Source organism: Actinomadura oligospora ATCC 43269 (genome assembly GCF_000518265.1).
Taxonomy (GTDB): Bacteria; Actinomycetota; Actinomycetes; order Streptosporangiales; family Streptosporangiaceae; genus Spirillospora; species Spirillospora oligospora.
In genome coordinates, this window is sequence record NZ_JADG01000003.1 from 368293 (window position 1) to 388337 (window position 20045).

The following is a 20045-nucleotide window of genomic DNA, read 5'->3' on the forward strand; positions in this document are numbered from 1 at the left end:
GGTGCGCCGCGTCCTGCCCGCCCACCTCGTCCCGGCCGAGTTCGTCGAGGTCACGGCCCTGCCGATGTCGCCCAGCGGCAAGCTCGACAAGGCCGCGCTGCCCGCCCCGGGCGCCGTCCGGGACGAAGCGGACACCAGTCACGTCCCACCCCGCACGCGCGCGGAGCGGATCCTCGCCGAGGTCTGGGCCGACGTCCTGCGCCGCGACCGGATCGGCGCGAACGACAACTTCTTCGACGCGGGCGGCGACTCGATCCTCATCATCCAGATGGTCGCGCGGGCGCGGGCGCACGGCCTGCACCTGACCACGGCCGAGGTGTTCGACCGGCAGACCCTCGCCGACCTCGCCGCCCTCGCCCGCGACGTCGGCACGGCCGGAGCCGTCGCCGACGCCGAGCAGGGCCCGGTGACCGGGGACGTCCCGCTCACCCCGATCCTCGCCTGGTTCGCCGAGCACGGCCCCGCCGAGCCGCACCACTACAACCAGTCGACGGCCCTCACCGTCGCCTCACCCGACGTGACCGCGCTCCGCACCGCGCTGAAAGCGCTGGTCGAGCACCATGACGCGCTGCGCCTGCGCTTCGTCTCGGACGAGCGAACCGCCTTCATCGCCCCACCGGGCGACGACGACGTCCTCGAGATCATCGACCTGGCGGACGAGGACGAGGACCGGCTCCGCGCCGAGGCCGAGCGTGCCCAGCGGAGCCTGTGCCCGGCCACCGGGCCGTCGTTCCGCGCCGTTCTGTTCGACGCGGCCCCGATCGAGGGCGGACGCGTCCCGCTGCTTCTCCTCGTCGCCCACCACACCGTCGTGGACGTCGTGTCCTGGCGGATCCTGCTGGAAGACCTCACCACCGCCCACACCCAGGCCGGACGCGGCGACGCCGTCGTCCTCCCGCCGAAGACCACGTCCTTCCGGCGCTGGGCGCAGGCCCTGGCCGAGCTGGCGGCCGGCGACGAGGTCGCAGCGGAGGCCGACCACTGGCGCTCGGTCACCGACGGCGCCACGGCGCTGCCGCGCGACCACGCCGACGGGAGCAACGACCTGGCGTCCGCCGAGACCGTCGAGACGCGCCTGTCCGCCGCGCACACCGCCGACCTGCTCGGGGGCGCGCCCGCCGCCTACCGCGCCCGCGTCGACGACCTCCTGCTCGCCGCGCTCGGCGCGACCCTCGGCGCCTGGGCGGGCGGTCCCGTGCCCGTGGACCTCGAAGGCCACGGACGCGAGGACCTCGGCCCGGAGATCGACGTGTCCCGGACGGTCGGCTGGTTCACCAGCCTCCACCCCGTCCTGCTCGGCGGAACCGCCGGTGACGCGCCGACGCTGATCAAGACCACCAAGGAGCGGCTGCGGGCCGCGCCAAGGCGCGGACTCGGCCACGGCCTGCTCCGCCACCTCGCGGACGCGCTGCCCGACGCGGGCGCGGACGCCCTGCCCGACGCGGGCGCCGAGGTCGTGTTCAACTACCTCGGCCGGGTCGACGACGTCGGCGGGGGCGACGCCGCTCCCGGCGGGGCCGAGCCGTTCGAACGGCAGTCCTGGACGCTCGGCCGCGAACGCTCCGACGTGGGGGAGCGCGCCCACCTCATCGAGATCAACTGCCTGGTCGAGGACGGCCGCCTCGACGTCCGCTGGACGTTCTCCCGCGACGTCCACGACCGTGCGACCGTCGCCCGCATCGCCGCCCGCTGCATGGACGTCCTCGCCGGGCTCATCGACCACTGCGGCGAGCCGGGGACGCGCGGCGCGACACCGTCCGACTTCCCGCTCGCCGACCTCGACCAGCCCGCGCTGGACCGCGTCCTCGCGCGGCTCGACGTCCCGGTCGGCGACCTGTACCCGCTGACGCCGATGCAGCAGGGCATGCTCTTCCACACGCGGCTCGCCCCCGGATCCGGCGTCTACTTCGTCCAGAACGGCCTGGCCCTGGACGGCGACCTGGACGAGGACGTCCTGCGCCGCGCCTGGCATCACGCGCTCGCCCGGCACTCCGTCCTGCGCGCCCGTATCGTCGACGACGGCCTGCCCGTTCCCCTCCTCGCGATCACCGAGACCGCCGTACCGGCCTTCGAGGCCATCGACCTGACCGGCGCGGACGACCCGGAGGCCGCGCTCGGCGCGTGGGCGGCCCGCGACCGGGAGCGCGGCATCGACCCGGGCGGGCCGAGCCTGATGCGGGTGACCGTCCTGCGTCTCGGGCCGCTCGAGCACCAGATGGTCTGGAGCTACCACCACCTGCTGCTGGACGGCTGGAGCGCCCCGATCGTCCTCGGCGACGTCCTCGACGCCTACGCCGCCCACACGGCCGGACGCGAACCCGTCCGCGAACCCGCGTCGCCGTTCCGCGACTTCGTCGCCTGGCTGCGCACGGTCGACGAGGCGGAGGCGGAACGGTACTGGCGCGACCGCCTCGCCGGGTTCACCGCCCCGACCCCGCTCGGCGCCGACCGCGCGACCGGCGGGCACGGCCACGGCGTCCACCAGACCCTCCTGCCGCGCGCCACGACCGAGGCGCTGACCGCGCTCGCCGCCCGGAACAACCTCACGCTGAACACCCTCGTCCAGGGCGCGTGGGCGCTGCTACTCGCCCGGTACGCGGGCACCGGCGACGTCGTCTTCGGCGTCACGACGTCCGGACGCGACTCCGGACCCGAGGGCCTTCCCGACATGGTCGGCCTGTTCATCAACACCACGCCGCTCCGCGCCCGTATCGAACCGGGACGCCCCGTCCTGGACTGGCTCACCGGCCTCCAGGCCGAGCAGGTCGCCGCGCGCCGCTTCGAGCACACCCCGCTGGTCCAGGTCCAGGGCTGGTCGGAGCTCGCGCCCGGCACGCAGCTGTTCGAGAGCCTCCTGCTGTTCGAGAACTACCCGTTCCCGGGCGGTTCGGCGGGCGACGACGACGCCTCCGTCCCGGACGGCAGGCTGGAGGCCGCCCCCGGTTTCGCGCGCGAGCAGGTCAACTACCCGCTCACGATCATCGCCGCCCCCGACGAGCAGCTCGTCCTCGGCGCGGCCTACCACCGGTCCCGGTTCGACGACGCGACCGCCGCGCGGATCGTCGCGCACCTCGCGTGGATCCTGGAGCAGGTCGCCGCCGACCCGTCCCGGACGCTCGCCGACGTGACCGTCCCGCCGCCCGCCGAACTGCGCCTGACCACCGAACAGTGGAACGCCACGCCCGCCCCCGTCCCCGACGCTCCCGGAGTGGACGCGCTCGTCACCACCCGCGCCGCCGAGACCCCGGACGCGACGGCCGTCGAGTGCGGCACGACCAGCCTCACCTACCGTGACCTGGACGAACGCGCCAACCGCCTCGCCCACCACCTGCGCGGCCTCGGCGTCGGCCCGGAAACGGTCGTCGGCATCCGCCTGGAGCGGGGAGCCGACCTGGTCGCAGCCGCCCTCGGCGTCTGGAAGGCCGGGGCCGCCTACCTTCCGCTCGACCCCGGTTTCCCCGCCGACCGCCTCGCCTTCATGACGGCCGACGCGGACGTCTCGATCGTCATCGGCGACACGCTCACCCTGGACGACCCGGACGTCACCGCCATGCCCGCGTCCGCACCGCCACCCCTGGCCGCGTCCCCGGAACGGCTCGCCTACACGATCTACACGTCCGGCTCGACGGGCCGTCCGAAGGGCGTCGCCGTCACCCACCGCAACCTGCTCAACCTCCTCGCCTCCATGCGCGAACGGCCCGGCCTGACCAGCGAAGACGTCCTGCTCGCCGTCACCACCTTCGGCTTCGACATCGCCGGACTGGAACTGTGGCTGCCGCTTATCACGGGCGCGCGGCTGGTCATCGCCGACCGGGACACCGTCCGTTCGCCCGCGCTCCTCGCCGCCGAGATCGAGCGGCGCGGCGCCACGGTCATGCAGGCGACCCCGGCCACGTGGCGGATGCTCGTGGACGACGGCTGGCCCGGCGCGTCCGGCCTGCGCGCGCTGTGTGGCGGCGAGGCGCTGCCCGCCGCGCTGGCCGAGGACGTCCTCGCCCGCACCGCCGGCCTCTGGAACCTGTACGGGCCGACCGAGACGACGATCTGGTCCGCGGTCCGCGCCGTCGCGCCGGACGACGACATCGACCTGGGCGCGCCGATCGCCAACACCCGCGTCCACGTCCTGGACGACCGGCTCCGCCCGCAGCCCGTCGGCATCCCCGGCGAACTGTTCATCGGCGGGGACGGCGTGGCGCGCGGCTACGCGGGCCGCCCCGACCTCACCGCGGAACGGTTCGTCGCAGACCCGTTCGCGGGCGACGGCTCACGCCTGTACCGGACGGGCGACCGCGTCCGATGGCTGGCGTCCGGGCACCTGGAGTTCCTCGGACGCGTCGACCACCAGGTCAAGGTGCGCGGCTTCCGGATCGAGCCCGGCGAGATCGAGGCCGCGCTGCGCGCCCACCCGCGCGTCGCCGCCGCCGTGGTCACCGCGTTCGGCGAGGAGGCCGAGCGGCGGCTCGCCGCCTACCTCGTCCCGGCGGAGGACGGCGGCGTCGCGCCCGGCGGCGTGCCCGGCGTGGACGAGCTGCGCGCCTTCCTCGCCGAGACCCTTCCCGCGCACATGATCCCCGCCGTGTTCGTGGAGCTGGCGTCCGTCCCGCTCACCCCGAACGGCAAGACCGACCGCGCCGCGCTGCCCGCCCCGGACGGCGGCCGTCTCGCCACCGGCGGATCCCATGTCGCCCCGCGGACCGTGACCGAGGACGTCCTCACCGGCATCTGGTGCGAGGTGCTCGGCGTCGACCGGGTCGGCGTCCGCGACGACTTCTTCGCGCTCGGCGGCCACTCCCTGCTGGCGACGCGGGTCGTCTCACGCGTCCGCGCCGCCCTCGGCGTCGAACTCCCGCTGTCCGCGCTGTTCGACGAGCGGACCGTCGCGGGCCTGGCCCGGCTCGTCGACGCCGGGACGCGCACGACCGCCGCCGCCCCGCCGGTCGTCCCCGTCGAACGCGACGGCCTGCTGCCCCTGTCGTTCGCGCAGCAGCGGCTCTGGTTCCTGGCGCAGCTCGACCCCGGATCGTCGGAGTACAACCTCCCGATCACGCTGCGCCTGCCCGGCGACCTGGACGTGGCGGCCCTGCGCGCCGCCCTCGGGCTCGTCGTGGCCCGGCACGAGGTGCTCCGCACCCGCCTGGTCACGGGCGACGACGGCGCCGCCTTCCAGGTCGTCGACCCGTTCTCCGGGCTCGACCTGCCCGTCCTCGACCTGACCGACGAGCCCGACCCGATCACGGCGGCCCGGGAGCGGCTGTCCGAGGACGCGCGCGTCCCGTTCGACCTGGCGTCCGCGCCGCCGCTGCGCGCCCGGCTCCTCCGCCTCGCGCCGGACGAGCACGTCCTGAGCGTGTGCGTGCACCACGTCGCCGCGGACGAGTGGTCGGCGAGACTTCTCCTGGACGAGCTGACCCGCGCCTACGAGGCCCTCTCCCAGGGCGGCACCCCGGACCTCCCGCCGCTCCCGGTCCAGTACGCGGACCACGCGGTGTGGCAGCGCGAGTGGCTGAGCGGCGACGTCCTGGACGAGCAGCTGTCGTACTGGCGCGACCGCCTGACCGGCGTGCCCGTCCTGGACCTGCCGACGGACCGTCCGCGTCCGCCGGTTCGGTCGTCGGACGGCGCGGTGGTCGCCTTCGCGGTGCCCGCCGAGACCGTGGCGGCCCTGCGGACGGTGGCCCGCGAGCGCGGCGCGACGATGTTCATGCTGACGTTCGCCGCCTTCGCGACGCTCCTCGGCCGCTACGCGGGCCAGGACGACGTGGCCCTCGGCACCCCGGTCGCGGGCCGCGACCGCGCCGAGACCGAGAACCTGATCGGCTTCTTCGTCAACACGCTCGTCCTGCGCGCGGACCTGTCGGACGACCCCTCCTTCACCGCCCTCCTCGACCAGGTGCGCGCCACCGCGCTGGACGCCTACGCCCACCACGACCTGCCGTTCGAGCAGCTCGTCGACGCCCTGGTCACCGACCGGGACCGCTCCCGCACCCCGCTCTTCCAGGTCCTCTTCAACTACCTCACCGCTCCCGGGGGCGAGGACGGGGACGGCGGCGAGGGGCTGGCCCCGGCTGAGGCGCTGCCGGTCAAGTACGACCTTTCCCTGCAGCTCAGGGAGTCCGCCGAATCGGGCCTCGAAGGCGCGATCGAGTTCAGCACCGTCCTGTTCGATCCGGCGACGGCCGAGCGCCTGGCGGGCCATCTGCGCACGCTCCTCACGGAGATCGCTGCCGATCCTGCACGCACGCTCTCCGGACTGCCGATGCTGACGTCCGCCGAGCGCGCGGAACTGGACGCTTGGACCGCCGCCGACGCCGAACCCCCGGTCAAGCCCGTCCACCATCTGATCCCCGAGGGCACGGATACGGTCGCCGTCGTCTGCGGCGACTCCCAGCTGACCTACGCGGAGCTGCACGAGCGCGCGAACCGCCTCGCGCACCACCTGCGCGGCCTCGGCGTCGGGCCGGAGTCGGTCGTCGGCATCAGCCTCGAACGCGGCGTGGACATGGTCGTGTCGGCGCTCGCCGTCTGGAAGGCCGGGGCCGCCTACCTGCCGCTCGACCCCGAGTTCCCCGCCGACCGCCTCACCTCCATGACCGCCGACGCGGGCGCGGACGTCATCATCGGGCGGACCTTCCAGCCGGACGACCCCGCCCTCGACGCCCACCCCGCGACCCCGCCCGCCGTCGCGAGCGACCCGGGGCGGGCCGCCTACGTCCTCTACACCTCAGGTTCGACGGGACGTCCCAAGGGCGTCGTCGTCACCCACCGCAACCTCGCCGCCTTCCTGGCCGCGATGACAGCAGAACCCGGCCTGACCGGCGAGGACGTCCTCCTCGCGGTGACCACGCTCGGCTTCGACATCGCTGGCCTCGAACTGTGGCTGCCGCTCACCAACGGCGCCCGCCTGGTGATCGCGGACCGCGAGACCACCCGTTCGGCCCGCCTCCTCGCCGCCGAGATCGAGCGGCGCGGCGTCACGGTCATGCAGGCCACGCCCGCGACATGGCGGCTCCTGGTCGCGGACGGCTGGCCTGGCGCGTTGAGGACGTGTCTCAAAGCCACCTGCCCTACTGCGCGACGCCCAGGCACGCACCTCGCGGGGTTGTCGTCGGTCGACGGCCAAACCCGGGCCGACTCCCTCCTCCGCCCCCACGATGCACGCACCCGGACGCCGCTCGCCACGGCCGCCGACTTCGAGACACGCCCTAAGCTGCGCGCCCTGTGCGGGGGAGAGGCGCTGCCGGACCGGCTCGCCGCAGACCTCCTGGAACGTGTCGCGGACGTCTGGAACATGTACGGCCCGACCGAGACCACCATCTGGTCGACCTGCGAACACCTGACACGCGGCGGACCGGTCACGCTCGGCGGCCCGATCGCCGGAACCCGCGTCCACGTCCTGGACGAGCACCTGAACCCCGTCCCGGCCGGTGTTCCCGGCGAGCTGTTCATCGGCGGCGAAGGTGTCGCGCGCGGCTACCACGCACGCCCTGACCTGACCGCCGAGCGCTTCGTCGCCGACCCCTTCGCGGCGGACGGCACCCGGCTCTACCGGACGGGCGACCGCGTCCGGTGGCTCGCGTCCGGCCGGTTGGAGTTCCTCGGACGCGCCGACCACCAGCTCAAACTCCGCGGCTTCCGGATCGAGCCCGGCGAGATCGAGCACACCCTCACCGCGCACCCGGCGATCGCCGCCGCCGTTGTGACCGCCCACGGTGACGACATCGACCGCCGCCTCGTCGCCCACCTCGTCCCGGCCGACGGCACGGCGGGCATCCCGTCCGCCGCCGAGCTGCGCGACCTGCTGGGCGCCGACCTGCCCAGCCACATGATCCCGTCCGCGTTCGTGGAGCTGACGGCACTGCCGCTCACGCCCAACGGCAAGCTCGACCGCGCCGCCCTCCCGGATCCCGGCGGGGCCCGCGCCGCGACCGCCGAGGAGCACGTCCCGCCGAACGGCCCGGCCGAGGAACTCCTCGCGGGGATCTTCGAGCAGGTGCTCGGCGTCGCCGGGATCGGCGCGACCGACGACTTCTTCGCGCTCGGCGGGCACTCGCTGCTCGCGACGCGGGTCGTCTCGCGCGTCCGTTCCGCGTTCGGCGTCGAACTGCCGGTCGCCGCCCTGTTCGACGCCCCGACCGTGGCGGGCCTGGCCGCCGCCCTCGACGGCGCCACGCCAGCGGCCGCGCTCCCGCCGATCACCCCGGTCGACCGGACCCGCCCGCTGCCCGCCTCGTTCGCGCAGGAGCGGTTGTGGTTCCTGGCCCAACTGGAGCCCGGCTCGGCCGACTACAACCTGCCGCTCGTCCTCGGCCTGTCCGGGGACCTCGACGTCGCGGCCCTGCACGGCGCGCTCGACACCCTCGTCAACCGGCACGAGGCCCTCCGCACCCGCCTCGTCGCGGACGCCGACGGGACCGTCCGGCAGGTCGTCGACCCGCCGACCCCGTTCCGCCCGCCCCTCGTGGACGCCTCGGACGACCCGGACCCCGAGGCCGCCGCCCGCCACCGCATCGCCGCGGACACCGCCACCCCGTTCGACCTGGCGGCCGGGCCGCTGCTTCGCGGGACGCTGTACCGGCTCGCGCCCGGCGAGCACCTCCTCGGCCTGGTCATGCACCACGCCGTCACCGACGACTGGACGAACGGGATCCTGCGCCGCGAGCTCGTCAGCCTCTACGAGGCGCTGCGCACCCGCCGTCCGTTCCCGCTCGAGCCGCTGCCCGTCCAGTACGCCGACTACGCCGTCTGGCAGCGCGAACGCCTCGGCGGACCCGTTCTGGACGAGCAGCTCGCCTACTGGCGGAGCCGCCTCGAGGACCTGCCCGCCCTGGATCTGCCCACCGACCGCCCGCGTCCCCCCGTCCGCTCGGGACGGGGCGCGCTCGCCGAGTTCCGCGTCCCGGACGACGTCGCCGACCGCCTGCGCGCTCTCGCCCGCGAGACCGGCACAACGATGTTCATGGCGCTGCGCGCCGCCGTCGCGGTCGTCCTCGGACGGCACGCCGGACAGGACGACGTCGCGCTCGGCACCCCGATCGCGGGCCGCACCGCCGCCGAGACCGAGGGCATGGCCGGACTGTTCGTCAACACGCTCGTCCTGCGCAGCGACCTGTCCGGCGACCCGGCGTTCGCCGAGCTGCTCGCCCGCGTCCGCCGCGACGACCTCGCCGCCCACGCCCACCAGGACGTCCCGTTCGAGCGCCTCGTCGACGACCTCGCACCCGGCCGCGACCGGTCCCGCACCCCGCTCTTCCAGGTCATGTTCACCTACACCCGCACAGAGGACGCCGCCGCCGACGGCCTCCCCACCGGTGGCATCGCGGTCGAGGAGACCGGCGTGCCCCGCGCGACGGCCCTGTTCGACCTGACCCTCAACCTCATCGACTTCGCGGGCGAGGGCCTGGTCGGCGGCGTCGAGTACGCCACCGACCTCTTCGACGCCGCGACCGTCGAGCGCCTGGCGGACCGCCTGGTCACCTTCCTCGACGCCGCGACCTCCGCGCCTGAACGACCGCTGTCCGAGCTGCCGATGCTCGCCGAGGACGAGCAACACGCGCTCCTCACCGAACGCGGCGTCGGCGCACCGCTGTCCGCGCCCCCGGCCTCCACCGTCCACGACCTGATCAGCGGACGCCCCGACGCGCCCGCCGTCGTCCACGGCGAAACGACCCTGCCCCACGCCGACCTCGACGCCCGGTCCAACCGGCTCGCCCACCACCTTCGCGCGTCCGGCGTCGGCCCGGACACGGTCGTCGGCCTCGCGCTGCGCCGCGACCCGGACCTGATCGTCGCGATGCTGGCCGTCTGGAAGGCGGGCGGCGCCTGCCTGCCGCTCGACACCGGCCTGCCCCGCGACCGCCTCACCACCATGCTCCGCGACGGCGGCGCGTCGTTCCTCCTCACCCACCCCGGCGTCGCGTCCGGCCTGGCGGACGGCATCCCCGGCCTCACCACGCACGAACTCCAACCGGACGACCCCGCCGTCTCCGCGCACCCACCGACCCGCCCGGACGTCACGACGCGTCCGGACGCCCTCGCCGCGGTGATCTTCACCTCCGGCTCGACCGGCCGTCCCAAGGGGACGCTGATCACGCACCGCTCGCTGGTCGGCGTCCACACGGCCTGGTCCGCGACGCACTTCGAGCCCGGTGCCGCCCACCGCTGGCTGACCCTCACCAGCGTCGGCTTCGACGTGTTCACCGGCGACGTCGTCCGCGCCCTGTGCTCGGGCGGGACCCTCGTCCTCGGGGACGTCGGCCTCCAGCTCACCCCGTCCGACCTGGCCCGGACGATCGCATCCGCGCAGGTCAACGCCCTGGAACTCGCTCCGCGCTTCGCCGACGACCTGGTCGATCACCTCGAGGCCACGGGCACGGCCCTGGAGTCGCTGAAGCTGCTCGTCGTCACCACCGACGTGTGGCGCAGCGCGTCCGCCGCCCGCGCCCGGGACGTCCTCGGCTCCCGGACGCGGCTGCTGACCGCGTTCGGCATCACCGAGACCACCATCGATTCCACCTACGGCGACCCGCTGACCGGCCCGGACGGCCCCGCACCGATCGGCCGTGCGCTCCCCGGCGTCCGCCTGTACGTGCTCGACCGGACGCTGCGCCCGGTCCCGGACGGCGTCCCCGGCGAGCTGTTCATCGGCGGATCCGGCGTCGCGCGCGGCTACGCGGGACGCCCGGACCTCACAGCCGAGCGGTTCGTCCCCGACCCGTTCGCGGCGGACGGCGCCCGCCTCTACCGCGCGGGCGACCGCGTCCGGTGGCGCGCGGACAGCCAGCTGGAGTTCCTCGGACGCCTCGACCACCAGCTCAAACTCCGCGGCTTCCGCATCGAGCCCGGCGAGGTCGAGCACGCCCTCACGGCCCACCCGTCCGTGGCGTCCGCCGCCGTCGTCGCGGTCGCCGGTCCGTCCGCCGCCGTCGCCACGACCGGCGGCGGATCCGCCGACGACGCGCGCTTGGCCGCGTACCTGGTCCCCAGCGACCCGGACGCCGGACTCCCGACGTCCGGCGAGCTCCGGGAGCACCTGCGCGCGACGCTGCCCGACCACATGATCCCGTCCGCGTTCGTCGCGCTGGACGCGCTGCCGTTCACCGCGCACGGCAAGCTCGACCGCGCAGCCCTGCCCGCGCCCGAAGCCGCCCGCCCCGACCCGTCCGCCGCCCTCGCCGAGCCGACCACGCCGACCGAGGAGCTCCTCACCGGGATCTGGGCCGAACTCCTCGGCACCGGACGCGTCGGGATCCACGACGACTTCTTCGAGCTCGGCGGCCACTCCCTGCTGGCCACCCGCGTGATCTCCCGCGTCCGGTCGGTGCTGGGCGTCGAGGTCCCCCTGTCCGTCCTGTTCGACCGCCCGACCGTCGCGGCCCTCGCCGAGGCCGTCGGATCCGCAGGACGCGTGGACACCGCCCCGCCCGTCGTCCCGGCCGATCGTGACCGTCCGCTGCCGCTCTCGTTCGCCCAGCAGCGCCTCTGGTTCCTGGCGCAGCTCGAGCCCGAGTCGATCGAGTACAACGTCCCGATGCTGCTGCGGCTCACCGGCGACCTCGACCCGGACGCGTTGCGCGGCGCGTTCGACCTCGTCGTCGCGCGGCACGAGGTGCTCCGCACCCGGCTCGTCCCGGACGGCGACGGCTCCGCCCACCAGGTCGTCGACCCGCCGTCCGCGTTCCCCCTGCCCCTCGTGGACGTCTCCGGCCGCCCGGACCCCGAGGCCGCCGCCCACGAGCACTTCTCCGACCTCGCCGGACGCCCCTTCGATCTGGCCGAGGGCCCGCTGATGCGCGGCGTCCTGCTCCGCCTCGACGCGGCCGAGCACGTCCTCGGCCTGTGCGTCCACCACGTCGTGTCGGACGACTGGTCCGCACGGGTGCTGCTCGGCGAACTCTCCACGGCCTACGAAGCGCTCGCGAACGCCGAGACCCCCGCCCTTCCGCCCCTCCCCGTCCAGTACGCGGACTACGCGGTGTGGCAGCGCGAGTGGCTCAGCGGCGACACCCTGGACGAGCAGTTGTCGTACTGGCGCGACCGCCTCACCGGCGTCCCCGTCCTGGACCTCCCGACCGACCGTCCCCGCCCGGCGGTTCGCTCCTCGGCGGGCGGAGTGGTCGAGTTCGCGCTCGCCCCCGAGGTCGTCACGAGCCTGCGGACCACCGCCCGCGAACACGGCGCGACGATGTTCATGCTCGCCTTCTCCGCCTTCGCGACGCTCCTGTCCCGGTACGCGGGCCAGGACGACGTCGCGGTCGGGATCCCGGTCGCGGGCCGCGACCGCGCCGAGGTCGAGAACCTCATCGGGTTCTTCATCAACACGCTCGTCCTGCGCGCCGACCTCTCCGGAGACCCCCGCTTCACCGACCTCCTGGAGCAGGTCCGCGGCACCGCGCTGGACGCCTACGCCCACCAGGACCTCCCGTTCGAGCAGCTCGTGGACACCCTGGTCACCGACCGAGACCGTTCCCGCACCCCGCTCTTCCAGGTCCTCTTCAACTACGAGACGTCCGACGCGGGCGGCGACGCGGGATTCGGCGGCGGACTCGACGCGTCCGGCGGCGGCGACCTGACCGCCACGACCACCCTGTACGACCTGACCCTCGGCATCTCCGACTCCGGCCCGGACGGCCTGACCGGCCTCATCGAGTACAGCACCGACCTGTTCGACCGGACCACGGCCGAGCGCCTGGCGGCCCACCTGACCACCCTCCTCGCGGAGATCGCCGCCGCCCCCGCCCGCCGCCTCTCCGAACTGCCGATGCTCACCGCCCCCGAGCAGGCGGAACTCGACGCCTGGAACGCCGTTCCCGCCGAACCGTCGCCGAAGCCCGTCCACGAACTCATCGCCGACCACACGGCCGCCCATCCCACCGCGGAAGCCGTCGTTTGCGGCCCCGACCGCCTGACCTACGCCGACCTGGACGCCCGCGCGAACCGCCTCGCGCACCACCTCCGCGCCCTCGGCGCCGGACCGGAGTCGGTGGTCGGCATCCGCCTGGAGCGCAGCGCCGACCTGGTCGTCTCCGTCCTCGCGGCGTGGCGCGCCGGAGCCGCCTACCTGCCGCTCGACCCCGACTACCCGGGCGACCGCCTCGCCTTCATGACCGCCGACACCGGCGCCGAGGTGGTCATCGGCGAGACCGTGAGCCCGGACGACCCCGTCCTCGCCACCTACCCCGCGACCGCCCCCGACGCCGCCGTCGACCCGCTCCAGACGGCCGCCGTCATCTACACCTCGGGCTCGACCGGACGGCCCAAGGGCGTCCGGATGACCCACGCGTCCCTCGCCGCCGTCCTCGCGGGCTGGACGCGCGCGCACTTCGCCCCGGACGCCGCCCACCGCTGGCTGTCCCTCACCAGCGCGAGCTTCGACGTGTTCACCGGTGACATCGTCCGGTCCCTGGGCTCGGGCGGCACGCTCGTCCTCGGCGAGGTCGGCCTGCAACTGTCCCCGCCCGAGTGGCACGCGCTCCTGACCGAGGAGCGCGTCAACGCCCTGGAGAGCGCCCCGCGCTACGTGGACGACCTCGTCGCATACCTCCGTGAAAGCGGAGAAACCCTGCCCGACCTGAGCCTTCTTCTCATCACCACCGATGTGTGGCGGATGCCGTCCGCGCGCGCAGCCGCCGACACCCTCGGCCCGGACGTCCGCACCCTGACGGCGTACGGCGTCACCGAGGCGACCATCGACTCGTCCTACGGCGACCTCTCCGCCCTCGCTCCCAGCCAGGACGGCCCTGCCCCGATCGGCGCGCCACTCCCCGGAACCCGCCTCCACGTCCTGGACGAACACCTGAACCCCGTCCCGGTCGGTGTTCCCGGCGAGCTGTTCATCGGCGGCGAAGGTGTCGCACGCGGCTACCACGCCCGTCCCGACCTGACCGCAGAGCGCTTCATCGCCGACCCGTTCGCCCGGGACGGCGAGCGCCTCTACAAGACCGGCGACCGCGTCCGATGGCTGGCGTCCGGCCAGGTGGAGTTCCTCGGACGCGCCGACCACCAGCTCAAACTCCGCGGCTTCCGGATCGAGCCCGGCGAGATCGAGCACACCCTCACCGCCCACCCGGCGATCGCCACGGCCGTCGTCATCGCGGACGGCGCGGACGACACCGACCGCCGCCTCGTCGCCCACCTCGTCCCGGCCGACACCACCGCAGGCGTCCCGACCCCGGCCGACCTTCGCGAATTCCTCCGAGGCAAGCTCCCCGAGCACATGATCCCGTCGATGTTCGCCGAACTGGCGGAGCTGCCCCTCACCCCCAACGGCAAGCTCGACCGGGCGGCGCTGCCCGCGCCCGGCGCGTCCCGCATCGAGGAGGATGGCGGCGGCACGGCCCCCCGCACCGAGACCGAGGAACGCCTCGCGGCCATCTGGGCGGACGTCCTCGGCGTCGGACGCGTCGACATCGAGGACGACTTCTTCGAGCTCGGCGGCCACTCGCTCCTGGCGACGAAGGTGGTCAGCCGCGTCCGCGAGGCGTTCGACACCGAACTGTCCCTGGCGACCCTCTTCGACCGTTCGACGGTCGCCGAACTGGCCCTTGTCCTGGACGACACCCAGGACACCGACCCGGACGAGGACTACGAGGAGTTCGTCTTCTGACCCACCCCCGCGCCGAGCCGCCCCACCCCTTTCCCTTGACTTTGCTCCTTTGCGGGATGGAGTCCCGACCTGGTCGGGCATCTCGCAGTGGGACTGACAGGACACCGCTCAGGGGAGAAGCATGCGGCCGCGGCTGTTGGATGACGTTCGCTACGTGGAGTGCGACGAAGGGGTGTTCCTGGAGAGTGATCGGGGTGCCTGCACGATCGCGGGGGAGCACGGGTACGCGTGGCTGTCACGCCTGGCCCCGTTCCTGACCGGCGAGCACACCCTGCGGGAACTGACCGGGCCACTGTCCCCGGACCGGCGGGACCTGGTCGAGAAGCTGGTCGGCGCGCTGGCCGAGCACCGGTTCGTGGTGGACGCCCGCGTCGAGGAGCCCCACGGGCTGAGCGCGGCCGAACAGGAGACCTACGCCCCGGAGATCGCCTTCATCCGGTACGGCTTCGACTCCGCCGAGCGGCGGTTCGAACGCCTGCGGCAGGCGACGGTCTCGCTGACCGGATCGGGCCCGGTGCTGGCGGCCCTGCTCCGCGCCGGACTGAACAGCGGCTGGCGTCTCGTGCGGCTCACCGACGTGGGCGCCGAGCCGATCGACCTGGTCGCTGAGGTCGCCGCGAGCCGCCGCGACCCGGACCAGATGGTCCTGATCAACGCTTCCGGGCGGATCTGGGACGACACCGACGTGGTGCTGCAGGTCCACGACGGCGACCGGACCGACGAGCTGGAATCCATGGCGACGGCATGCGCCCGTCACGGCGTGGCCCTGGGCCAGCTGTGGGTGCGGCCGGACGAGGCGTGGATGACGTCGGTCGGGACGGCGGACAGCGCGTCCTCGTGCTGGCGGCGGATCACCGGGCTGCCGCAGCATGCGGCGAAGGACGACGGCGACTGGCTGACGGGCACGGTCCCCACGGTCCTGGTCGCCCAGACGGCCCTGTCCTGCTTCGAGCACCTCACCGGCATGACAGACACCCCGTCGGCATCGGCGAGTGCGGCATCAACGGACGCGGCATCAGCGGACGTGGGGCCGACAGCTTCGACGGTGACCCGGATCGACCTGCGCACGCTCGACACGCGGCGGCACCGCGTGTACCCCTACTCCGGCCTTCACGACACAAGCCCGAATGTGGCTTCCCTTCCGCCGTTGGCGGCCGATGACCTGCTGGAACGGGTCGCCGAGTACGTCGACGCCCGCACCGGAGTGCTGGGAACGCTGGACTCCGGCGATATGGCGCAGTCGCCGCTGCGCGTCTGCCAGGCGACCGTGTCCGACCCCCAGGGCGCGCTCCCGCCCTGGTCAACCGGCCCGTCGGTGATCGGCTGGGGCGACACCGCCAGCGCCGCGCGGCTGCGGGCGGTGCTGGCAGGACTGGCCACCTATCAGGCGCTGGCCGGGTCCCAGCACGCGCGAGCCCCCTACGCCGCGCCGATCGGCGTCGCGGCCGGGCTGTCATGGCCGCAGGCCGTGGCGGGGGCACTCGCGCAGCATTGCCAGGTGCTGCTGCGCCAGAACGATCCGACCGACTTTCCCGCAGTCGCCGCGCCGCCCGATGTGCGGGTGGCGCAGCTCGTCGCGTTGCTGGACGCGGCCGGTGAACAGGTGGAGATCCGCGACCTGAGCGACGTCCTCGACCTGCCCGCATACATGGTCGGCACCGCGTCCAGCTTGACGACGACCGCCCAGCAGCACGGCCGGATCACGATGACGTATGCCGCGCCCGCCTGCGGGGCCGACCCGGCCACGGCGATGTGCGCGGCGTTGGAGCGGGCGCTGCTGGCCTGGCAGTCCCGCACCGAGCGCCAGCCTTGGTATGCCGACCCACCATCCCGCTGGTACGAGGACGACGAAGCCGACGACGGCACCACCGAGCGCTTCGCGGACGCGATGACCGAGGCCCTCGCGAGGGCGGGCCACAGGCTGACCGTCCTGCCGCTGGCCCACGACGCCCAGGTGGCCCGGCTGCTGCCGTTCATGGCGCAGGCGGTGACCACTCATGCTTGACGGTCTCATCAGCGGCCCGGCCGCAGACCCGGACGATGACCGGACCGGCGACCTGCTGGGTTCGGGCACGCTCCATGCCGCGCTGCGCCGGATGCCGGTGCCGCCGCAACTGCGCGTGGTCGTCACCGACGGCGACGACACCGTCCCGCACAAGGCGGCCCGCGCCGATGGCGTTCCCTGGCTCCCCGTCCGCCTCGAGTCCGGGGTGATCCTCATCGGCCCGGCGGTCGAGCCGCAGCGGCCCGGCTGCCCCACCTGCCTGAGCAGGCGTCGCAACGGCAACCTGCCGCAGGCCGCTGCCCGCCGAGACCTGCGCGAACGCCTCCAGGACGGCCGACGGCGCGGAGGACTTCCGCTGCTGCCGCTGGTCACCGAGCTGGTCACTGCCCTGGTGCGCGGCGAGCTTGAGTCCGGCTTCGCGCGCACGCGGAACGGCGTGCTGAGGGTCTCGGCGGCCACAAGCGCCTTCACCCATCACCGGCTGCTTCCCGACCCGTCCTGCCCGGACTGCGCGACGCCGTCCCAGGAGCGTCCTTCGCGGCTGATGGCCGAACCCGCTCCGAAACCTGATCCGGCGCGGCTGCGGACCGGCGAGCTGGACGAGAGCCTGGAGGAGATCTACGCGGACGCCGAGACCGGACTGATCAGCTCGGTAGGGGTGTACGACAGTGGTCCGATCCCGTGGGCCGTCGCCCGGCGCGGCCCAACGGGCGAAGGCGACGACAGCCGCCACGGCTACGGCCGCACCCGTGACGCGCGCTCGGCGAGCCTGACCGCCGTCGCCGAGGCCCTGGAACGCCACGCGGGCTCCCACCTGTGCGGCCGGAGCACGGTGAAGGCCGCCTACGCCGACATCGCCGACCACGCGCTCGACCCACGCACCCTCGGCCTGTACCCCGACCCCTGGTACGACCAGCCCGGCTTCCACTACAACCGCTTCGACCCGGATCAGCTGGCCAGCTGGGTATGGGGCTACTCCTTCGCCACGTCCCGCCCGCTACTGGTCCCGGCGACTTACGCCTACTACGGCGCGAGGACGCGGGCCGAGCCCGGCTGGGTCTACGAGTGCTCCAACGGCGCCGCCCTCGGAAGCCGCCTGAGTGAGGCGATCCTGTACGGCTTGCTGGAGGTCGCCGAACGGGACGCGTTCCTGATGACCTGGTACGGACGCCTGCCCGTCCCCAAGGTCGACCTGGATTCGGTGGCCGACCGCCGTATCCCCCTGACCGTCGCGCAGATCCGTCAGACCCTCGGGTACGAGGTGATGGCGTTCGCGATGCCGATGGAACAGGGCGTCCCCGCCTTCTGGGTCATGGCGGTGGACCGGTCGGGCGAAGGAGGCCGCCCGCACGCCCTGTGCGGTGCCGGAGCCCACCCCAACCCCGAACAGGCACTGCATTCGGCGCTGATGGAACTGTTCGTGTTCGTCCAGGGAGCCGCCGACCCCGGACGGGACAGCGCGAAAGACCCAGCGCGGGACGATCGCCTGCAGGCCATGCTGGACGACCCCGACCAGGTGCGGGACATGCCGGACCACCACACCCTGTACGGACATCCGGACGCGTGGCCGAGGCTGGACTTCCTGCCGGTCGACGCCCCCGGCTGGCCGCTCGCCGAGCTCGTCGAGCCCTGGCCGGTCCACCGGGATCTCAACGACGACCTGAGCGAACTGGTCGGCCGCTACCTGTCCACCGGCCTGAACGTGATCGCGGTCGACACCACCTGCCCCGACCTGAAGGCGGGTGGATTGGCCAGCGCGAAGGTCATAGTCCCTGGTGCCGCGTCGATGACGTTCGGCCACCGCTACCGGCGCGTCCACGCCCTGCCCCGGCTGCTGAGCGTGCCCCGCCTGCTCGGGTACCGCGATCGCGACCTGCGTCCTGACGAGCTCAACCCGTTCCCGCACCCCTTCCCCTGAGCCTGGTCCACGTCCCAGCACCACATCCGACCAAGGCACGGCAGAGGAGCGGAGTACATGACGGCCACCGACGGGAACGCGACCCGCCGCTTTCTGGCGGCCATCGACCGGCGACGCCCGGAGCCGGTCGACTGGAGTGCGGCCCCACCGCGCTACAAGCGGTACCGGGACACCACACGCACCGCCCTGCCTGCGGCAGGACGCGACGCCTGGAAAGGCGACTTGCTCCGCGGCCTGCTCGGCCTGACCCGAGTGTCCTGGACCTACCCGACCGACGACGCGGGCCAGCTCGCCCCCGGCGCCCGCCGCGTCCAGATCGGCCGCCCGGTCGCGTCCGGTGGTGCCCTATACCCGATCGAGGCGTACCTGGCCGACGGGACGGCTTTGCATCACTACGACACCGTCCACCATGCCCTGGAAACCGTCCGCGACGGCGACCACCGCAGCACGCTGCTCCCGCAAGCCGCCAACGCGGACGCGGCCCTGATCCTCACCGCCGTCTTCTGGCGCAACGGCTTCAAATACCGTGACTTCGCCTACCGACTCCAATGCCAAGAAACCGGCGCCCTCTGCGCCCAGGCCCTCGTCCTCGCCGACACGTTGGGGCTGAACGCCACCGTCCATCTGGACTTCGACGGCGAACAGGCCGAAAGAATCCTGGACCTGGACCCCGCCGCCGAAGGCGCCCTCGCCATCCTGACCTTCAAAACAGCCGACGCCCCCCGAAACACCACAAGCGAGGCACCATCGGACCGGGACGCCGCTCAGCCTGCCAATCCGTCCACGCCGGTCACCCTGCTGCTGCCCCACCTGACCGAACTGCACGCCGCGACCAGGACACAAGGACCGCCGCCACCGCCAGCGCCCCGTCGCGCCACGACAGCCTCCGAACCAGCCATAGCCCTCCCGCAGGTCACGGACGCCGACTTGGCGGAAGGCATCCCGCACAGAGCCTCACCCATCAACGGCTTCCGCCGCAGCCCTCTCACCACCGCCGACCTGGCGCAGATCCTCGCGGCGGCACGCCCCGGCGACCGAGTCACCACAGACCTGTACGTCCTGGTCTGGAACGTTCCAGGCATCCCGCCCGGCGCCTACCGCTACGACCGCGACCGGCGCACGCTCACTCACCACGGCCCAGCCGCCATCGAGGCGGGCCCGCTGGGCCCGAACACCCGCCATGCCCTGCGCGGTGCCGCCGCCGCACTCGTCCCGGTCGGCGCTCCGCTGACCGAGACGGCCACCTGCGGCGACCTCGCCTACCGCCTCCAGCAGGCCGAGACCGGCATGGTCGTCCACCGGGCGACCCTGGCCGCCGCCGCCCTCGGCCTGACCGGCCGCATCCACTCCGACGGCACCAACCTCACCACCGACGCCGTCCTCGGCCTGACCGCACCTCGCCGGTCCCTGAGCTTCCTGCTCATCGGCCACCCGCACCCAAGCGGGCCGACGCTCACCCGTCGGCCTGACCGCAGGGTCACAACCCCAGGCACTCACCACCACACCAAGGGGTGATCAAC

Annotated in this window: 4 protein-coding genes (1 of these 4 running past the window's edge); all 4 read left to right on the forward strand. The window is 73.7% G+C overall.

Going from position 1 to position 20045, the window contains the following annotated elements:
* Positions 1 to 14602 carry the 3' portion of a non-ribosomal peptide synthase/polyketide synthase gene (locus P696_RS42540; protein ID WP_034482711.1) on the forward strand. 13778 nt of this gene lie to the left of the window's left edge, so the window shows 14602 of its 28380 coding nt (coding positions 13779–28380); the start codon falls outside the window, past its left edge; the stop codon is at positions 14600 to 14602.
* A 154-nt stretch (positions 14603 to 14756) separates the two neighbouring features.
* A complete protein-coding gene (locus P696_RS0101625; RefSeq protein WP_157429456.1) occupies positions 14757 to 16607 on the forward strand; it encodes a hypothetical protein in 1851 nt (616 codons plus the stop codon).
* On the forward strand, positions 16600 to 18525 hold the full coding sequence (locus tag P696_RS42545) for a TOMM precursor leader peptide-binding protein (RefSeq protein ID WP_051466564.1): 1926 nt from the start codon (positions 16600 to 16602) through the stop codon (positions 18523 to 18525). Before P696_RS0101625 ends, P696_RS42545 begins: the two co-directional genes overlap by 8 nt.
* A gap of 57 nt (positions 18526 to 18582) precedes the next feature.
* Positions 18583 to 20040, forward strand: coding sequence for a nitroreductase family protein (locus P696_RS0101635; RefSeq protein WP_026410968.1), 1458 nt, complete (start codon positions 18583 to 18585; stop codon positions 20038 to 20040).
* Positions 20041 to 20045: the final 5 nt, after the last annotated feature.

Bases quoted from the DNA above. Each gene is read 5' to 3' on its own strand.
- P696_RS42545 (WP_051466564.1), top strand. From the start codon at position 16,600: ATGCTTGACGGTCTCATCAGCGGCCCGGCCGCAGACCCGGACGATGAC.
- P696_RS0101635 (WP_026410968.1), top strand. From the start codon at position 18,583: ATGACGGCCACCGACGGGAACGCGACCCGCCGCTTTCTGGCGGCCATC.